The sequence below is a fragment of the Mycobacterium asiaticum genome, from assembly GCF_001673635.1.
In the GTDB taxonomy this organism is placed as follows: domain Bacteria; phylum Actinomycetota; class Actinomycetes; order Mycobacteriales; family Mycobacteriaceae; genus Mycobacterium; species Mycobacterium asiaticum_C.
Genome location: NZ_LZMH01000043.1, coordinates 70,761 through 89,196, shown reverse-complemented (window position 1 = coordinate 89,196; position 18,436 = coordinate 70,761). Strand labels below are relative to the sequence as shown.

Below are 18,436 nucleotides of genomic sequence, written 5' to 3'. Positions count from 1 at the left end.
CCAGCGCGACAGCGCTTTTCCTCGGTCGGATCACGACGCACCCCAATTCGCAGCTGGGTGAAGCTTTGCCGATGGGAGATTACGCCGCCCAACGAGCAAATGGGTCAGATCGCGGTTTCCTGTGCGCACAGCGCCAGCCAGTTACCGCCCTCGAGCACGAACACGTCGGTGAAACGCTCGCGGTGCACGCCGCGGCTGCCGGAATTGATGGTGTTCACGCCATGCACGACGGCGACATCCCCGGCGAAGTCGACGACCTGTTCGGACGGGGTCATCGTCAGCGATAACGGCTTGGTGTTGGCGATCTCGGCGGCCCGGTCGAGAAAACGACCGTCGCTGGTGGTGTGGCGGTAGTTCGGACTCAGGATCGACTCGATCGTCGCGGCGTCGCCGTCGGTGATCGCCGTCAGCCACCGCGCCTCCTGCGCAAGCACATCGGCGCACGGTCCGCTCACGATCGCGGTGTCCGTACACACGTCAGAAGCCCTGGCGACCGCCGGGGCAACGGTCAGCCCCGCAACCAGCACAGCCACAGCGACGAGCCTCATGGTCCGGGAACCCCCACTCTGGGTGACTGCAACGCGCTGAAGATCCGGTCGGGCGTCAGCGGCAGCCCGCGGTATCGGACTCCGGTCGCGTCGTGAACGGCGTTGGCTATTGCCGGCGCCACCGGATTGATGCAGCATTCGGCGATTCCCTTGGAGCCCGCCGGGCCCGCCGAGTCGGTCGAGTCGACCAGGATCACCTCCGTGCGTGGGGCGTCGGCGTAGGTGGGGATGCGGTAGTTGCGCAGATTCGGATTGGTCATGACGCCGTTCTCGTCGACGTGATGGTGCTCGGTCAGCACGAAGCCAAGGCCTTGGGTCACGCCGCCTTCGATCTGTCCCCGCACCTGCGCGGGATTGATGACCACGCCGGCATCGGTGGCCTGCACGCTGTAGAGGATGCGGATCTCGCCGGTGATCCGGTGCACCGCAACGCGGAAGCCGTGTGCGTTGTAGGTGAGGCTGCGCGGTGAGCCGTACGCCTTGCGCGATTCGGTCAACCGGATGCCGCGATCCGTGGCGGCTGCGGCGAGGTCGGTTAGTAGCACCCGCGCGTCACCGCAGCGCACGGCATCGTCGTCCATGGTGCAGGACGCGACGTCGATGCCGGTGTGCGCAGCAGCGAAACGCAGGATCCGCTCGCGCAGCGCGGCCGACGTGTATTGAACGGCGTTGCCGGCGACGAACAGTCCGGCGCTGGCGAAAGCACCGGTGTCGAATCCGGTGCGGTCGGTGTCGGACTGGACGAGCCGGATCCGGTTCGGAGTGGTGCCCAGCTGGGCGGCGGCGATCTGGACGTGGGCAGTCGATGTTCCTTCGCCGAATTCCACCGTGCCGATGGCGATCTCGTAGGTGCCATCTCGGTCGAGCGTGGCCCGCCCGACCGAGATGTGTTCGGTCGGCGGTGCGGTCTCGTGCATCGAAATCGCCGCGCCGGTCCCTACGTGCCAGTTCTCGTCCAGTGCGTGCCCGTTGGGCTGCACGCGCAACGCGGCCTCGACCCGGTCGATGCACTGCACCAGCCCGTCCTCGGTGAACGCGACGTCGTCGGCTTCGTCGTGGATCGACAGCAGCGGATCGCCGGGCCGGATGATGTTGCGGCGGCGCAACTCCAGCGGATCCATGCCGAGCGCGACGGCCAGCTCGTGCATCGCCGACTCCATCGCGAACGCCGGCTGCGTCATGCCGTACCCGCGCAGCGCACCACTGGGCATGGTGTTGGTGTACACCGAATACGCGTCGAATCTCTTATTGGGACAGCGGTATATCGCGACCGCGGCCCCACCGGCGAACAGCGTCTCGCCGCCGTGATTGCCGTAGGCGCCGGTATTGGAGATGTTGCGGAACCGGATCGCGGTGAGCGTCCCGTCGTGGCGAGCACCCAGCTTGACGGTGATCTTCATCGGGTGCCGGGGAGAGGCCGTGATGAATTCCTCCTCGCGGGTGTACTCCCACGAGACCGGACGGCCGGTGTCCAGCGCGGCCAGCGCCACCAAGTCCTCGCTGATCACCTCCTGCTTGCCGCCGAAGCCGCCGCCGACCCGCTTGCAGAACACCCGTAGCTGGTCGGGGCGTAAATGGAAGAGGTGGGCCAGTTTGCCCTTGGCAATCGACGGTGATTGCGAGCTGGTGCGCACGTGCAGCCGGCCGTCTTCCATCCAGGCGATCGACCCGTGCGTCTCCAGATGTGCGTGCTGCACGCGCGGTGAGAAGTAGGTGCCTTCGTGGATGACGTCGGCCTCGGCGAATCCCGCGGCTGTGTCGCCGATTTCGCCGTGCAGCTCCAGCAGGATGTTGCGCTTGGGGTCCTGCACGAACGGGTCGTCGAAGCCGTGCAGCTGCGGCGCGCCGTCCTCCATCGCCGCCTCGGGATCGAAAACCGCGGGCAGCAACTCATATTCGACGACAACCTTGTGGCACCCCTCCTCGGCGGCGCCGATGCTGTCGGCCAGCACCGCGACCACCCGCTGGCCGACGAACCGCATCACGTTGTCCAGGATGTACGTGTCATCTGGGTCGACGAGGTGATCGGTGTGGATCGCGGTGGTGAACCGCTTGCGCGGCACGTCTTCCCACGTGTAGACACGATGCACCCCGGGCACGGCCAGCGCCGCGGATTTGTCGATCGAAACGATGCGGGCATGGGCGTGCGGCGAATGCAGCACCTTCAGATGGAGCATGCCCGGCAGCTCCGTGTCCATCGTGTATTCGGCGCGGCCGCTCACGACTTCCGATCCGGCGGGCGCGCCGACGCTCGCGCCGATCGCCTGGCCGGGCGCTGCCTCTTCTATTGTGGTGACGCCATTGATGGCATCCTCGATCGCGCGGTAACCGGTGCAGCGGCACAGGTTCCCCTTCAGCGCGCGGGGGAGGTCCGTCCGTTGTTCGTCGGTCAGCGCGCACGCCGTCATGATCATGCCGGGAGTGCAGAAGCCGCACTGGAATCCGGGGGAGTCGCGGAACTGCCGCTGCATTGGATGCAGGTCTTCGGGGGAACCGAGGCCCTCGATCGTCGTCACCTCGAGTCCGTCGGCGCGGAAGGCCGGCGTGATGCAGCTGTGCACGGGCTGCCCGTCCAGCCAGACCGTGCACGCGCCGCAATCACCTGCGTCGCAACCCTTTTTGACGCCATAGCAACCCAATTGGCGAAGGAAGGTCCGCAGGCACTGACCCGGCCTTGGTTCCTTCGCGAACGACTCGCCGTTGACCGTGTAGCTCACCGCACGCCGCCGAGTTCGATGCGGATCTCTTCGGCGTAGTGCTTGGCCAGGTGGCGCCGGTGCTCGGGTGTGCCGTTGGCGTCGGCGAACCAGACCTCGTTCGGTATCGCATCAATGCTGTCCTGCAGGGCGTCGGCGTCGGGAAGCGTGCCGAATTGCAGCACCACCGGGCGCGTGGTCGCGGCGGTGATGCTCAGTGTCAGATCATCGCCGGTTTGGGTGCCGACCATGAAGATGGTGGAGCGGCCGAGCTTGGTCAGGGTGAAGCGCCGCTGGGCGTAGCGGCGTTGTAGGGCATGGGTGGGAAGGTGGATGCTGCGCAGGATTTCCCCGGGCGCCAGCACGTTTTGGTGGTTGCCGACGACGAAATCCTTGGCCGCGACCCTGCGTTCGGTTCCGTCGGCGGCCCACAGGCGATAGGTCGCGTCGAGCGCCACCGTCATGGTGATCATCGGTCCGGCGGGCAGCGCCATGCAGATGTTGCCGCCCACCGTCGCCGCGTTCCACACCTTGAACGACGCCAGGAACGCCTCGCAGCTGGTCCGCAATAGCCGACCGGCCGCCCATTTTTGGGGCGGTAGGAAATCGTGCAGTTCCTTGACCGTGCAGGTGGCCGCGATCTCGAGACCGTGAGCGTCGGCCACCAGGCTGGGCCAGTCAAGTGCGGTCAGGTCGAGCAGCCGCAACACGGCGGGTTGCGGTTCAGAGAAGAGCCACGTTCCGCCGGCCAGCCATGCATCTCCGGTGCGCCAGGCCGCGCCCGGCCGATCGGGCGGGCGGCGCAAAACGTCAACCACCGAGTTGAGATCCGTGTGAGCCTCCCAGGACTAGCGGTCAAAGCTGACCAACTTTAGATTGTCCCGGGCGGTGTGTGGGTCACTTTGCCGGGGGCGGAGCTACGAATCTTCCTCCGCTAGCCGCGGAATCAATCCACCCGCCAACACATCCTTGACCTGCCGCGGCGAAAGCCGATGCCGCACGGTGAAAGACGAGTCCTTGGTGACGTTCTCGACCTGCAGAGTGTCCGAATCGGCCAGCCCATCCAGGTTCTGGATGCGGAGTTTGTCGTCCTGATCGACCGAGTCGTAATCATCCGGATTCTCGAACTCGACCGCGAGGATCCCGTAGTTGGCGAGGTTTTGCCAGTGGATGCGGGCGAACGACTTGGCGATGACGACCCGCAACCCGAGGTAGCGGGGGGCGATCGCGGCGTGCTCGCGCGAGGAGCCCTGACCGTAGTTCTCGCCGGCGACGATGATGTGCCCGCTCTCCTCGGCCTCCTGCGCGCGCTCCGGATAGGAGTCGTCGACCCGGGTGAAGCTGAACATTGCCAGCTTCGGGATGTTGGACCGGAACGGCAGTGCTTGCACACCGGCGGGGGAGATCTCGTCGGTGGAGATGTTGTCGCCAACCTTGAGCAGCACCGGCGCCTCCAGCTCCTCGGGCAGCGGTGACAGTTCCGGCAGGCTGGAGATGTTGGGGCCCTTCACCGGTTCCACCTTTTGGGCTTCCTCGGGGTCGAGCGGCGGCACCAGCATCGCGGTGTTGACCGAATTCTCTTCGGGCAGATCAAGTTTCGGGTATTCCATGCCGACCTCGCGGGCCCAGTCCCGCGGATCGGTGATCACGCCGGTCAGCGCCGACGCCGCGGCGGTTTCCGGCGAGCACAACCACACCGAATCTTCCTTGGTGCCGGAACGGCCGGGGAAGTTGCGCGGCATGGTGCGCAGCGAGTTGCGGCCCACGGCCGGGGCCTGACCCATGCCGATGCAGCCCATGCACCCGGCCTGGTGGATGCGCGCACCGCCCATCACGAGTTCCAGGGTCGCGCCCATCTTCGTCAGGTCGGCCAGGATCTCGCGCGACGTCGGGTTGATGTCGAAGCTGACCTGCGGCGCGGTCTGCCGGTTGGCCACCATCGCCGCCGCGATCGCGAAGTCACGCAGTCCGGGATTGGCGCTGGACCCGATCACCGCTTGCGCGATCTCCTCGCCGGCTACTTCCCGCACCGGCACCACGTTGCCCGGCGAGGACGGCTTGGCGATCAGCGGCTCGATCTCGGATAGGTCGATCGTGTCCTCGACGTCATAGTCGCACCCGTCGTCGGCCAGCAGCTCCACCCAGTCGTCCTCGCGTCCTTCGGCGCGCAGGAACTCGCGCACGGCGTCGTCGCTGGGGAACACCGTCGTCGTGGCGCCGAGTTCCGCACCCATATTCGCGATCACGTGCCGATCCATCGCGGTCAGGTTGGCCAGGCCGGGACCGTAGTACTCGATGATTCGGTTGACCCCGCCCTTGACGTCGTGGCGGCGCAGCATTTCCAGGATCACGTCTTTGGCCGAGCACCACTCCGGCAGTTCGCCTTCCAGCCGGACGCCCCATACCTCCGGCATCCGGATGTGCAGCGGCCGCCCGGTGATGGCCAGCGCTACCTCGAGCCCACCGACACCGATCGCCAGCATGCCCAGCGAACCGGCGGCCGGCGTGTGCGAATCGGATCCCACCATGGTCTTCCCCGGGACACCGAACCGCTGCATGTGGGTGGGGTGCGAGACGCCGTTGCCGGGTTTGGAGAACCACAGGCCGAAGCGTTGCGCCGCGGTGCGCAGGTATTCGTGGTCCTCGGCGTTTTTCTCGTCACCCTGCAGCAGGTTGTGGTCGACGTACTGCACGCTGACGTCGGTCTGTGCCTGGTCGAGGCCGAGCGCTTCGAGTTCCTGCATCACCAGCGTGCCGGTCGCGTCCTGGGTCAGCGTCTGGTCGATGTGGATCGCGATCTCTTCCCCGGGTTTCATCTCGCCGGACTCCAGGTGGGAATCGATCAGCTTGTAGGTGAGATTCATGGACATCCTTGGCTCCCTCCTGACCGCGACGGGTGACGCGCCGCTTGGAGGGGGATACCCCATAAATTCCGGTAGTACTGCCGCCTACCGCGGCAAGACCTCCTCGATCGCGCTGATCACCTCCGGTGCGTCCGGCTCGGTCCTCGGCCGGAACCGCTTGACCACCTCACCGTCGGGCGCCACCAGAAACTTCTCGAAGTTCCACTGGATGTCGCCGGCGTTGCCGTCGGAGTCGGTCGCCTTGGTGAGCTCGGCGTAGAGCGGGTGGCGGTCGTCGCCGTTGACGTCGGTCTTGGCCAGCAGGGGGAAGGTCACCCCGTAGGTCGTCGAGCAGAACGTCTGGATCTCTTCGGCGGTGCCGGGCTCCTGGCCCATGAACTGATTGCACGGGACACCGACGACCGTCAGGCCGCGGTCGCCATAGTCCTTGGCGAGCTTCTCCAATCCCGCGTACTGCGGGGTGAGTCCGCACTTGGAGGCGACGTTCACGACAAGCGTTGCGCCGTCGGACAATTCGGCCAGCGTGGCCGGCTTGCCGTCGAGCGTGGTCAGGGGAATGTCTTTGATAGTCACGCCGCTGACGCTAACACTGCTCGGCTCGGGTATACGGCCGGGCGGTCGCGGTAGATTGCCGTATGCGGATTGTTCGCTCGTTCGGTGTGCTTCTAACGACCCTGATGACCCTGGCGACAACATTGCTGCTGGCCATCCCGGTCGCGGCGCAGCCACCGGACAAGCTCACCGACCACATCACCGACAGCAATCACGTGCTGACCGATTCGGGACGAGCGGCGGTCAGCTCGGCCATCGACCGGCTCTACCGCGACCGGCACATTCAACTATGGGTGGCCTACGTCGACAACTTCTCCCGCTTCAAGCCCGAGAACTGGGCCGTCCGCACCCGCGACGCCAGCGGGATGGGCTACCACGACGCGCTGCTGGCCGTGGCAACGAACACCAAGAACCCCGACGCGTACACGTTCACCCTGCCGAAAGGTCTCAGCGCAGACGAGCTGAACAGCTTGCAGCGCAATCAAATTGAGCCTGCGGTGAAAGCCAAGGACTGGACCGCCGCCGCCCTCGCCACCGCCGACGCGTTGAACAAATCGGCAAGCGCGCCTTCGCGGAACTGGCTGCCGATCGTGATCGCCGTCGTCGTCGTGGTGCTGCTCCTGGTGCTGGTTCTCCTGTTTGTTCGGGCGCGGCGCCGGCGCAGAGCCCACGCGCCGGGCCCGCTCGATGTGAGCATCGGAGGCGGCGATCTGCCGCTCGACCAGGCGTTGGCCCGGGCAGACGCCAGACTGGACCAAATAACGGACTACGTCACCAGGCACCGCAAGAACGTCGGCGCCGAAGCTCAGAAGCAGTTCGCGCAGGCCAAACAGCAGCTAACGGCGGCGCACGACAAGCAAGCGACCAACCCCTCCGACGCGATCGGCCATGCCAACGCGGCATCGACGCTGGCCGCGAAGGCGCAGACGCTGGCCAACGCGGACGTGCTCAAGGCCCACCGCGGCAAGTAGCCGTCAGTTGTATTTCGTGCTCCCCGCGATCGGGTGCGTCGTGCTGATCAACTTCGCGATGCAGTGATCCCTGTCGAATCCATTGCTCTTGCACCAGTTCAACGCACCTTGGGCATCGAGGAATGTGGTGCCGGCAATGCTCACCCAGTAGTCCGGCTCGGAGAACGTCGACCAGTCGCCCGACCACAGCAGCTTCGCGTTGTACAGCTGGCGCAGCCGTAGATGCTCCTGCAACGCCATCGCGTTGTCCCAACGGACGCCACCCTCGATGGTTCCAGGACGCTTGGAACTGAGTTGCGGAACCCAGTGGCCGACGGCCTGCGTCGCAACAAGGGGGCGGTCGTTGTTCACGTACTGCCTCAACTGTTGCTCGGCATCCGGCGCCGCGGACGTCGTAATTGTCGGCGCCGGACGCGAGGCCGAGGCCGATGTCGTTGAGTAGGACGGCTCGACGGTGACCGTGTGCGTGGGCTGGTAGGTCGGGGGTCCGGGGGGGGGGTAGGCGACCGTCGTCGGAGACGGATCAGAGTCGGAATTCCCCACGAATGCCACCACCAGCACGATGACAACGACCACCAGCGCCGCCGCGATCGCGATCAACGTGGGCACCAGGTACTTGCGGGAGTCGTCAGCGCTGTACGGCGGAACCGTTGGGGGCGGCGGGAAGCGGTAGTGCTGATGTCCGCCGGGCGGTGGTGGGTTGTGCGGCGCGAAGATCGTATCCGCGGTCGCCGTCGCCGATTCACCCGCGGACAGCGCACGCTTGGCGGCCCGCGCCAGCGCACCCGCACTGCCGTAGCGGTCGTCGGGATCTTTGGCCATGCCCCGGGCGATCACCTCGTCGAGCGCGGCGGGAATGCCCTTCCGCACCGCACTGGGTCGCGGCGGCAGCGACGACAAATGACCGGCGATCACCTGTTGGTGACCACCGGCGAACGGCTGACGACCGGTCAAGGCTTCGTACAGCACGCACGCCAGCGCGTAGACATCGACCGCCGCGGTGGCGGGCTGATTGCTGTTCAGCCGTTCGGGTGCCATGTAGGCGAAGCTGCCCACCTGGTAGCCCGTCATCGTCAGGTGCGTTTCGCCGCGCGCTTCGGCGATGCCGAAGTCGACCAGGTAGGCGAAATCGTCGGGCGTGACGATGATGTTCTGCGGTTTGACGTCGCGATGGATCAACCCGTTGGCATGCGCCGCGTCCAAAGCGGCGGCAACCTGGCGGATGATGTCGATCGCTCGTTCGGGCGTCAGCGCCTGCCGCTCGAGGATCTCGTGCAGCGTCTGACCGTTGACCAGTCGCATGTCGATGTACAGCGTGTGGTCGATCTCGCCCCAGTCGTGAATCGGAATGACATGTGGCTCTTGCAGAATCGCAGCCGCGTGTGACTCGCGAAGAAAGCGCTCACGGAACGTGTCGTCGTCCGCGAACTGCTCGGTGAGCACCTTTAGTGCCACGGCTCTGCGCTTGTCGGTGTCGAACGCCTCGTACACCTCGCCCATGCCGCCCTTGCCAAGCAGCCGGCTCACTTCATATTTGCCGAACGTTCCGCCGACGAGCGATTTCATGCCGTTTCCTCCTGTCGGCAAGTATGCGACTGGGGTACGACAACCTGCAGGCGTTTGCCGAGGCGATTTTTCCGCGGACCGGCGACGATCCTTGCGGCCCTGAGTCTTTCGTGACGAAAGTGGCTCAAGAGGGTGATGTTGCTACAGAGGCAGCATTATGGCTCGCGCGCCCCGCTGATCCCGTGCCGCTTCCGCGCACCGCGCGGCACAGTCAAGTTAGCGAAGGGCAGCGGCAGGTCGGGATCGCGGACGGCCGCCCGCGCCGGCGCGGACACGCCACTCACAAAGGTGTCGAGCATCGCGCGTTCTGCGGCGTCGACGGACGCGCACGGCGCATAGTGCACCCACAGCTGGTCCAGATTGGCCAAGGTCTTCAGCGGCCAGCCGCCGGCGTGCGGCTTCCGGGCACCGAGCGCCGTCTTGTAGTACTGCCGCACCCGCCGGGCAACCGAGGTCCCCGCCAGTCCGATGTAGAGAACCGTTTCGTCGGCCAGCCACATCGAAGCAAGGCGATCGGCGAGGGCGTCGGCGGTGGGCCGTCGACCGTCCAGCAGGAGCTCGGGGCGTGCATCGAGCAACTGCTGCACGGCGGCGGCCGAAACCGGGCAAACCGGTTCTGTGGCAAGGTTATCCGGCGCTTCGGCGATCGCGACGAGGTATACGCCCGGTTCGTCGAGCTGCACCCGTTGGTGCCATCGAGTCGCTCCGGCCCAGTCGAGTTGGACGGCCCGCAAGAGACTTTCAACGGTTGACGGCATGCCTATTGGCCAGCCGTCCCGGCCCGATGTCGATTCAACCCACGGGCGATGTCGCTACGGCTGGGGCTCGTAGAACCGCGCGCACTCGGGTGTCCATAGGACGCCCTGCTCCCGCTGAATCCTGCAGTAAGCAATCATTTCTTCGACCGCACCCGGATCTTCTTCTCCGCAAGTGTGATTCAGCAGGCACGGGTCTTCGGGCGTCGCGGTAATCGAGACCGGGCTGTTGGTAAACGTATCGGCCGCACCGGCACCGATGCTGACCGCCAAGCCGGCGGACACAGCGAGCACCCAGAGTAACCGCGTCGAACGGCGAGCGACGCCAGTCCGTGACGCCGTACATGCGGACAATTGTTTGACCATCTACTGCTCCTTTCATAGCTGGCGGCTCATTATGGCAATTAATTCTGGAAGTCGCCTGTCGAGAGATGTTGCGGGCTCCGCTGCCGCGCCCAGCCAGCCGGTCTCCAAACGCCAGCGCGCTGACATGCCCTGCTGCACAATCGCTTTCAGACGGGCCGAAACTACCTATTGCACTTCACCAGGAACCATCGGTGCATTCAGGCTGGTGTTGTACTGCGGGCAGTACGCCAACGTCGCGGCGTTCACGACATTCAGGGCGGTGCGCTCGTCGTCAATGCTGGACCCGGTGGCCAAGCCCAGCGTGCCCACGCCGTTGCCGGCGAGTACCAAACCGGCCGCCTGCAGGTCGGTTTGGCCTTGCGACCTTGCGGCGCACACCTGCTCCGCCAGTGGAATGACCTCCCGGGCGGCGGCTTCCGACGTCGGCGGAGTGAATACGCGCGTCATGTAGTCGACGAAGAAAGTTTCGCCGCTGCCCGGGCCCGGCTCCGCGTGCGCGGCAGGTGCGAACGCGATCGCCAGCACCGCGATTGCCGGCGTTACTCGAATTGCGAAGCCCGACACGTGTCCTCCCACCGTCTGTTTGGTCAGCGGAGCTTACCGGTCAATCCCGCCGCAAAGGGGCAGACGCGCGGAGATTGTTTGCTGAGCAGTAGTACGGCAAGAATCGTCGGAGACGAGTGTAGGAGGGGTCAATGCCGGTGTCCGGTGCGCTGAAGAAACGCACCATTCGCGGGCTCGCCGCGTTTCTCGTCTACCTCCTCGGTGCCCTCCTGCTCACCTTCCGCGCTTGGAGCGACCCGGCCCACGGCTGGGCGGGCAACTGTTGCGACCAGCAACAGACTATCTGGTACCTCGGCTGGACCCCGCACGCGCTGGCGAACGGCCTCGACCCGTTCTTCACCACCCAGATCGGCGCTCCCGCCGGCGTGAACCTGATGTGGAACACGCCGATGACGCTGCTCGGACTCCTCGGCTGGCTGCCCGCCAAGATCGGCGGCCCGATTTTCGGGTTCAACGTGCTGATGGTCCTCGGTATCACCCTCAGCGGATTTACCGCGTGGCTTGCGATCCGCCGCTACACCGGTGACGGCCTGGGCCCGATGGTCGGTGGCGCCGTCTATGCCTTCTCGCCGTACGTCGCATCGCACGCGGCGTTGCACCTCAACCTGACCACGGCCTGGGTGCCGCCGCTGTTCCTGCTCGTGCTCGACGAGCTCCTGGTCACCCGACGAAGACCGCCTTGGAAGTCCGGGATTACGCTTGGAATCCTCAGCGCCGCACAGCTTTACATCACTGAGGAGATGCTCGCCGCGAGCGTGCTGGCGGCCGCAGTGCTTGTCATCGTGATGGCGTTGGTGCGCCGGGAGGGCCGAACACGAGAAGCCGCCGCCCGGCTCGCGACCGCACTCGGCGTCGCCACTCTCACTTTCCTGACCCTAACGGCTTACCCGCTGGCCGTCCAGTTCTTCGGGCCGCAACGGATCAACGGCCAGGTGCAGGATCCCAAAATCTTCTCGACCGATCTGCTGAACCTGGTCCTCCCGACGCCCTACCAGCTCATCGCTCCGGACGCGGCCACCGACGTGTCGGAAAAGTTCAGCGGCCTCTATCACGAGGCGACGGGCTACCTCGGCCTGCCGCTCATCGTGCTGATCGTCGTGGTCGCGATCCGCCAGTGGGGCGACTTGCGGGTCCGCATCGCGACCATCACCGGGGCGCTCATTCTCGTGCTCTCGCTTGGGCCAGAACTGCACGTCGGCAACAACGCGTGGCACATTCCGCTGCCGTGGTTGCTCTTCGCGAAGCTGCCGCTGCTCAAACATCTTCTGCCGGGACGGTTTACGTTGTTCGTCTGGCTCGCAGTCGCCGTGGTCATCGCGATCACCGTCCAGCGCGCCACCAAACTGGACCCGCGCAACCGGGCGCGGTGGCTTGTCGCGACCGCGGCCGCGCTCGTCGTCATCCTGCCCGCCCCGCTGGAGCACAGGGCGTCCTACACACCGCTGTTCTTCCGCACCTGGGCAAGCCAGGGCATCAAGCCCGACGAAACCGTCCTCGTCGCCCCGTACTTCCTCGACGCGGCCGGCCGCGCCGAGCCGATGCTGTGGGCCGCCGAGGCCGACTACGGGCTGCGGATGCCCGAGGCCTACGCCTACATGCCGCAACCGGACGGCCGCACGCGCACCGGGCCGCCGCCGACGCGGCTGGCCCAGATCATGCTGATGATCCAGGACGACAAGATTCCCGTGCTGGCGCGCGACGAGGTGCGCGCCCAGATCGCTGCCGACCTGCGTGCCGCCGACGTGCGGCACGTGATCGTGGGGCCGATGCAGGAATGGCCGGCCATGTTTGCGTTCTTCACCGACCTGTTCGGCCGCGATCCGCAGCGCGTCGGTGAGATCGGGATCTGGCGTGACGTCAACGTCCGAGGCGTCGTCGCAGCCCCCGCGGAGCCTCGATAACGGCGCTGATCGACAACGCCCCGCTAACGCTCAGCAGAATTCTTCCCACCGACCTCGATCGGCCACCTAAGATTCAGCGGGTGTTCATCGGCGAAACGCAGCGGGTGCAGTGGCAGACCCGACTGGCCCGCACCTGGCCGGTGCTTGCCATCGCCGCGATCACGCTGCTGCTGATCGCGCTGCAGGTCACGGCGACCAGCTCGGGATTCCAGGGCCCGCTGCACAGCCTGCTCAGCGACTATGTCGCCACCCCCAAATCGGCGACGGTGCCGTGGGTGGGTCTGGGCATGGCCATGGTCGGGCTGGCCAACCGCAGCCGCGTGATCGCGCTGTCGGTGGCCGCGGGCCTCGACGTCCTCTTCGCCGGCGAGCGGCTACTGCGCGGCGGCGCCTTTGCCGTCGGCAACGGACCGGTGATTGTGCTCACCGTTTTGGCGCTGGCCGTCGGCTGGCGACGCGTGGTGAAGGGCGAACAGATCGTCGCCGCTCGCGGCATCGCGTTCGGCGTCCTGCTGGTGATCGCGACCAAAGTCGGCGACGCCTGGCTGAAGATCACCGCGCTCTACCGGCCGAGGGTCCTGGACGAGTACGCGCTGCTGGCCGACCATGCGCTGGCCCAACCGTCCTGGCTGATGGGTCGCCTGGTCCACGCCACCGCCCCCGTGCTGAGCGGCGTGCTGCACTGGGTCTACATCGAGTTGCCGGTGGCGGGTTTGGTGGTCGCCGTCTACCAGTTGCGCAACGTCCGTACCGCCGGCTGGCCGCGGCATTTCCTGGTGCCCACGTTCCTGGTGCTGGGCCTGATCGGGCCGGTCATCTACATCCTGTTCCCGCTGGTGGGACCCGACTTCGCGTTCGGCAGCGGCGGCAAGGGCTTCGAAGTCGGCGACTTCTGGCCGCACGCCCTGCCACCGATCGACTGGTCACCGCGCGCGGTCGCCTTCGACGACTTCACCCCGCGCAACTGCATGCCGTCGATGCACACGGCCTGGGCGCTGGCGGTGTTCCTGCACTCCCGCGGTGGCCCCCGGTGGCTGCGCGCCGGCGGCACGTTCTGGCTGCTGTGCACCATCGCCGCGACGCTCGGCTTCGGCTACCACTACGGCGTCGACCTGATGGCCGGCGCGGTCCTGTGCCTGACCGTCGAGTCGGCGTTGCGCGAACTGCAACCGGGCCGGGTCTGGTCGCGGCTGGGGATGGTGGCCTTCGGATCGTCGTTCCTGGTGGTTCTGTTGCTGTGCTGCCGCTACCTGGCCGAGGTGATGGCGCGCCATCCGCTGCTGTTCGGTCCGCTGATGATCGGGACCATGGCGGTGTTCTGCAGCGCCTTCTACGCCACCTTCATGGCTCAGGGCGCCAGGCCGGTCGAGGCCAGAGCACGCGCAGTCGGCAACAGCCTCGCCGCGGCCATGATGACGGCGGAGCACACCGCCCAACCCGAGCCGGGAACCAGCCGGGCCTGACGGCTACGACCTGGAGTTCAGCAGCTCGTCGATCTTCTTCAACCGCTTGGTGACCAACCCGGCGATATCGACGGAACGGTCCGGCGAGCAGGTGACGATCTCCGACACCACGTTGGCCTTGGCGATCACCGCGAACTCACACACCCACTTCTGCCCGACCAGATTCGTCGACCACTGCGCCACTTCGGGCGGCGCGTCGGCCAACGGCGTCGGATGCACGGTGTTCCGGCGGCCGTCGTCACCCCAGGCGGTCACCGGGCGCTGACAGTTGGTCACCGTCTTGCGCACCGAATCGAGAAACCCCGCGGCGCTGAAGTCGCTCGGATAGGTGGCCGACACCTCCAACAACTGGTGCTGGTCCACTTGGTGGTCCTGCTGGGTGCGCGCCTCGCGGCCGGTGTAGTTGCTCGGGAACAGCGGGTAGCGGCCGAACGCGACGGCACCGTGGCACTCGTCCGGATCGGCGCCGATGAACAGGGCGGACTGCATGTCGGTTTCGGTCAGCGGGCTCTTGGCCACCACCGCGAACGACCCGGATGCCGTCAGCAGATCCTCGAGTTGCGACGGAAAGATCGGTCCGGTGGCCTGCGCGCCCTTCGGCGCGGCCTTGGGGGAGCCGTCGACCACGCTGTCGCAGGCCGAGAGCGCCAGGCAACATCCGAGCGCCAGGAAGCCGATCCGCAACGGAAGACCAGCAGGCACGGTCACAAGCTCCAGCATCCACCAGAAGGCCGGCAAATCGCGCAGCAACTCCGCGGATTCACACCTTGACAGTGTAACCATTACAGTGTCATCGTTAGGCATGGGCGAGCGGGCGTCATGGACGCTGGACGAGTTGGTGAGCAGGGTCGCCGACGCCCTGGCCGCCGCCGCCTACCCGGGATCGCCCAACGGCCGCGTTCGCGAGGTACCCGATCGGCGCGCCATCCGCTGGTACGCCACCACCGGACTCGTCGACCGCCCGACGATGCAGGGCCGCACCGCGATGTACGGCCCCAGGCATCTGCTGCAGGTCGTCGCGGTGAAAAAGCTTCAGGCGCAGGGCCTTCCACTTGCCCAGATCCAAGCCGAACTTGCCGGTGTGACCGAGAAGACGCTGCACCGGATCGCCGGCATCCCCGATGAACTTCTCACCGCAGACCCCAACCACGTGAAGCCGGCGCCCACCCCGCGCCGCACCCGGTTCTGGGCCGACCCGGTGCCGGAACCGACCACCAACGGTCTGAGCACCGCGCTGACCGCCGTCGGTCTGCCCGGTGGGGCGCTGCTGCTGTTGCCCGCCCAACCCGCCGAAGACGACATTCAAGCAATTCGTGCGGCCGCCGGGCCGCTGCTGGAAGTGCTGGCCGACCGCGGCCTGCTGCCCCTCGATGAACGGAGTTCGTCATGACCGTCCGCACCCCGTCGACGACCGGCGCAGCGAGCGCAGCCGATGGCCACCTCGGTGCCCTGCGAACCGAGCGGGGCAACCTGCCGCTGGACCGCGTCGACGTCCGCGTCGACGTCACCGGGCTCACCAGCCAGGTCGAGGTGACGCAGGACTTTGTCAACACCTTCGACGTACCGCTGGAAGCCAGCTACGTGTTCCCGCTGCCGGACCGCGCGGCCGTCACCGACCTGCGGCTGACCCTGGACGGCCGTGTCGTCCCGGCCGAACTTCAGGAACGCGAGGAAGCCCGGCGCGGTTACGACACATCGGTCACCGCCGGACGGCGCGCGTCCATCACCGAGGAGGAACGCCCCGACGTCTTCACCATCCGCGTCGGCAACATCAAGCCCGGTGAACGGGTGAGCGCCGCAATCACGTTGGTCATCCCGCTGTCCTGCCAAAACGGTGAGGCGACGCTCCGGTTCCCGCTTGTGGTTGCGCCCCGGTATATCCCGGGCGAACCGCTCGCCGGTGCCGCGGTGGGCGACGGCCACGCCTATGACACCGATGCCGTTCCCGACGCATCACGGATCAGCCCACCCGTGTTGCTGCCGGGCTTTCCTCGCCGCGTTCCGCTGAGCATCGACATCGGTATCGACTCCGTGGAGCTTTCCGACGTGACCTCTAACCTGCCAACGGAGACCACCGACGAAGGCCGCCTCAGGGTGCTGACCGGCGCGCGCGCCGACCGTGACCTGGTGCTCCGAATGCCTTACGCCGCAGACGATTCCCTGCTGCTGGTGCCTGACGCCGACGGTGACGAAGGAACCTATCTGTTGACGGTGCAGCCGCCCGCGTCGAATACGCCCGCGCGCCCACGCAACCTGGTGCTGTTGCTGGACTGCTCCGACAGCATGAGCGGCTGGAAGGCAGCGGCCGCCCGCCGCGCCGCCGCCCGCATCGTCGACTCGCTCAACGCCGCCGACCGGTTCGCGGTGCTGACTTTCGCCAATCGTATCGACCGCCCCGCAGGCCTGGCCGATGGCCTGGTTGCGGCCAACGACCGCAACCGCTTTCGCGCGATCGAACACCTGACCCGCGTCGAGGCCGAGGGCGACACCGGCCTGTTCGCGCCCTTGCAAGACGCGCTCACCTTGCTGCGGGACTCCGAGGACGCGACCGTCGTCCTGATCTCCGATGGACAGGTCGGCAACGAGGACCAGATCCTGCGCGGGCTGACCACCGGCCTGCAGCGGGTCCGCCTGCACGCGGTCGGCATCGACCAAGCCGCCAACGCCGGATTCCTGCGCCGGCTGGCCGGCGTCGGCGGCGGCGATTGCGAACTGATCGAGAGTGAGGACCGGCTCGACGACGCCCTGCAGGCCATGCAGCACCGAATCGGCGCGCCACTGGTCCGGTCACTGTCATTGCGCGCCGACGGTCTGTCCCTTCTCGACGACACCGCAAGCCCGGCGCGGCTGCCCGACCTGCTACCCGGTGTGCCACTCATGGTCACCGGGCGCTACCGCGGCAGCGCTGAGGGTTCGCTGACAGTGCGCGGCGTCGACCGCGACGACGCGGACTGGTCGGTCACGGTTGCGGGACAACGTGTTTCACTGCCGGCGGCAAGAGCTCAATGGGCCCGCGCGCACCTGCGCGACCTCGAGGACCGCTACGCCTCGGCGCCGGACCGGGCGACACGAATCGTCGAGACATCCCTGCGGTTCGGGGTGTTGAGCCGCTTTACGGCATACCTGGCCACCGACGAGCGGATCGTCGCCACAGGCGGGTTGCAGCACCGCGTCATGCAGCCGGTCGAGATGCCGGCCGGCTGGGCCCTCGATGCCAAAGCCATCGGCACCAAGCAGTCCGAGCCGAAATCGCCGCGAACCGTCAAGTTGCGCAACGTGATTGCGGTCGCGGTTGCCGGTGCGGTGCTGTTGGGCGGGGGTGGAATGTTGTCGCTGAGCCGGGACGGTTCATCACCAGCGACGCGCGACGGCGTGGCCGCGGGCAAGCTGACCGAGGCGCCGAACCAATACCGACCCGAGCCCAGCAGCGGCCTCCCGGCGACCCTGGGCGGCGGCATCGCCGACAACACCACAGTCGCACCGGCGCCGCTGGCACCACCAACCGACAGCACGTTGAAACGCGACATCGTCACCAACGGGTCGCTGCAACTCGTCGTCACCGAGCCTGGCCCGGTCGCTGACCGGCTCGTCAACGCGGTCACCGACGCCGGCGGGCGGGTCGACTCGCGAACCGAGCGGTCCGGGTCGTCGTCGCCGGTGGTGGGTCTGGTGCTGCGCATCCCCGCGGACAAGCTGGACGCGGTCCTTGCCGACGCGAAGAAGTTCGGGACCGTGCAGTCGATGTCGATCAACCACACCGACGTCACCACCCAGCGCGTCGATCTTGACGCCCGCATCGAGGCACTGCAGACGTCGGTCAAGCGGCTGCTGGAGCTGATGAGCAAAGCCGGCAACGTCGCCGACCTGCTTTCCGCGGAATCGCAACTGACCCAGCGGCAGGCCGAACTCGATTCGCTCAAGGCGCAGCGGTCCACCCTTGGTGACGAAATCTCTTATGCGACAATCAATGTCAACATATCTACCGAGTCGAAAGAGACGCCACAAGGTTTCTTCGGGGCGCTGGGACGCGGGTGGCATTCACTACTCGGCGCCGCGCACGCCGGCCTGCTGTTGGTCGGCTTCCTGCTGCCGTGGCTGGTCCTGTTGTCGGTGCCGGTGTTCGTGCTCGTGCTGTGGCTGCGTCGCAAAGCGGCAAAGGGAGCGGCAGAGGTGCACGCCTGAAGGTCTGT

General features: G+C 66.7%; 14 protein-coding genes. 5 read left to right on the top strand and 9 right to left on the bottom strand.

What is annotated here, in order from left to right:
• Positions 1–104: 104 nt before the first annotated feature.
• The 5 genes from A5645_RS12525 to A5645_RS12505 form a co-directional block, all read right to left on the bottom strand.
• Positions 105–548, bottom strand: coding sequence for a nuclear transport factor 2 family protein (locus tag A5645_RS12525; protein WP_065034879.1), 444 nt, complete (start codon positions 546–548; stop codon positions 105–107).
• The gene (locus A5645_RS12520; protein ID WP_065129708.1) at positions 545–3,265 is read right to left on the bottom strand and encodes a molybdopterin-dependent oxidoreductase; all 2,721 of its coding nucleotides are present in this window, start codon (positions 3,263–3,265) and stop codon (positions 545–547) included. The genes A5645_RS12525 and A5645_RS12520 overlap by 4 nt, the downstream gene beginning before the upstream one ends.
• Positions 3,262–4,062, bottom strand: a complete 801-nt coding sequence (locus A5645_RS12515; RefSeq protein WP_065129707.1) for an FAD binding domain-containing protein — start codon at positions 4,060–4,062, stop codon at positions 3,262–3,264. The genes A5645_RS12520 and A5645_RS12515 overlap by 4 nt, the downstream gene beginning before the upstream one ends.
• A 99-nt stretch (positions 4,063–4,161) precedes the next feature.
• Positions 4,162–6,114: an aconitate hydratase gene (locus tag A5645_RS12510; RefSeq protein ID WP_065129706.1), complete on the bottom strand. Its 1,953-nt coding sequence runs from the start codon at positions 6,112–6,114 to the stop codon at positions 4,162–4,164.
• A 78-nt stretch (positions 6,115–6,192) separates the two neighbouring features.
• On the bottom strand, positions 6,193–6,681 hold the full coding sequence (locus A5645_RS12505; protein WP_065129705.1) for a glutathione peroxidase: 489 nt from the start codon (positions 6,679–6,681) through the stop codon (positions 6,193–6,195).
• A 62-nt stretch (positions 6,682–6,743) separates the two neighbouring features.
• On the opposite strand from A5645_RS12505, the gene A5645_RS12500 reads away from it, so the two are divergent.
• Positions 6,744–7,631, top strand: coding sequence for a TPM domain-containing protein (locus tag A5645_RS12500; protein WP_065129704.1), 888 nt, complete (start codon positions 6,744–6,746; stop codon positions 7,629–7,631).
• A 3-nt stretch (positions 7,632–7,634) separates the two neighbouring features.
• Here the strand turns inward: A5645_RS12500 and A5645_RS12495 are convergent, their stop codons facing one another.
• The 3 genes from A5645_RS12495 to A5645_RS12480 form a co-directional block, all read right to left on the bottom strand.
• Positions 7,635–9,197, bottom strand: a complete 1,563-nt coding sequence (locus A5645_RS12495; protein ID WP_065129703.1) for a serine/threonine-protein kinase — start codon at positions 9,195–9,197, stop codon at positions 7,635–7,637.
• 155 nt (positions 9,198–9,352) lie between these two features.
• The gene (locus A5645_RS12490; RefSeq protein WP_081288327.1) at positions 9,353–9,880 is read right to left on the bottom strand and encodes a hypothetical protein; all 528 of its coding nucleotides are present in this window, start codon (positions 9,878–9,880) and stop codon (positions 9,353–9,355) included.
• 603 nt (positions 9,881–10,483) lie between these two features.
• Positions 10,484–10,882 (bottom strand): DUF732 domain-containing protein, encoded by a 399-nt coding sequence (locus tag A5645_RS12480; RefSeq protein WP_172830524.1) that lies wholly within the window; start codon positions 10,880–10,882, stop codon positions 10,484–10,486.
• A 131-nt stretch (positions 10,883–11,013) separates the two neighbouring features.
• On the opposite strand from A5645_RS12480, the gene A5645_RS12475 reads away from it, so the two are divergent.
• Together A5645_RS12475 and A5645_RS12470 are read left to right on the top strand one after the other, a co-directional pair.
• Positions 11,014–12,783, top strand: coding sequence for a DUF6311 domain-containing protein (locus A5645_RS12475; protein WP_065129699.1), 1,770 nt, complete (start codon positions 11,014–11,016; stop codon positions 12,781–12,783).
• Positions 12,784–12,887: 104 nt separating this feature from the next.
• Entirely contained in the window at positions 12,888–14,246 is a 1,359-nt protein-coding gene (locus tag A5645_RS12470; RefSeq protein WP_253866988.1) for a phosphatase PAP2 family protein, read from the top strand.
• A 3-nt stretch (positions 14,247–14,249) separates the two neighbouring features.
• Here A5645_RS12470 and A5645_RS12465 read toward each other — a convergent pair whose 3' ends face one another.
• Positions 14,250–14,948, bottom strand: coding sequence for a sensor domain-containing protein (locus A5645_RS12465; RefSeq protein ID WP_253866965.1), 699 nt, complete (start codon positions 14,946–14,948; stop codon positions 14,250–14,252).
• A gap of 100 nt (positions 14,949–15,048) precedes the next feature.
• Here A5645_RS12465 and A5645_RS12460 point away from each other — a divergent pair, with 100 nt between their 5' ends.
• Both A5645_RS12460 and A5645_RS12455 read left to right on the top strand, forming a co-directional pair.
• Positions 15,049–15,636, top strand: a complete 588-nt coding sequence (locus A5645_RS12460) for a MerR family transcriptional regulator (RefSeq protein WP_065129698.1) — start codon at positions 15,049–15,051, stop codon at positions 15,634–15,636.
• Complete coding sequence (locus A5645_RS12455) at positions 15,633–18,428, top strand: DUF4349 domain-containing protein (RefSeq protein ID WP_065129697.1); 2,796 nt, start codon at positions 15,633–15,635, stop codon at positions 18,426–18,428. The genes A5645_RS12460 and A5645_RS12455 overlap by 4 nt, the downstream gene beginning before the upstream one ends.
• Positions 18,429–18,436 lie beyond the last annotated feature (8 nt).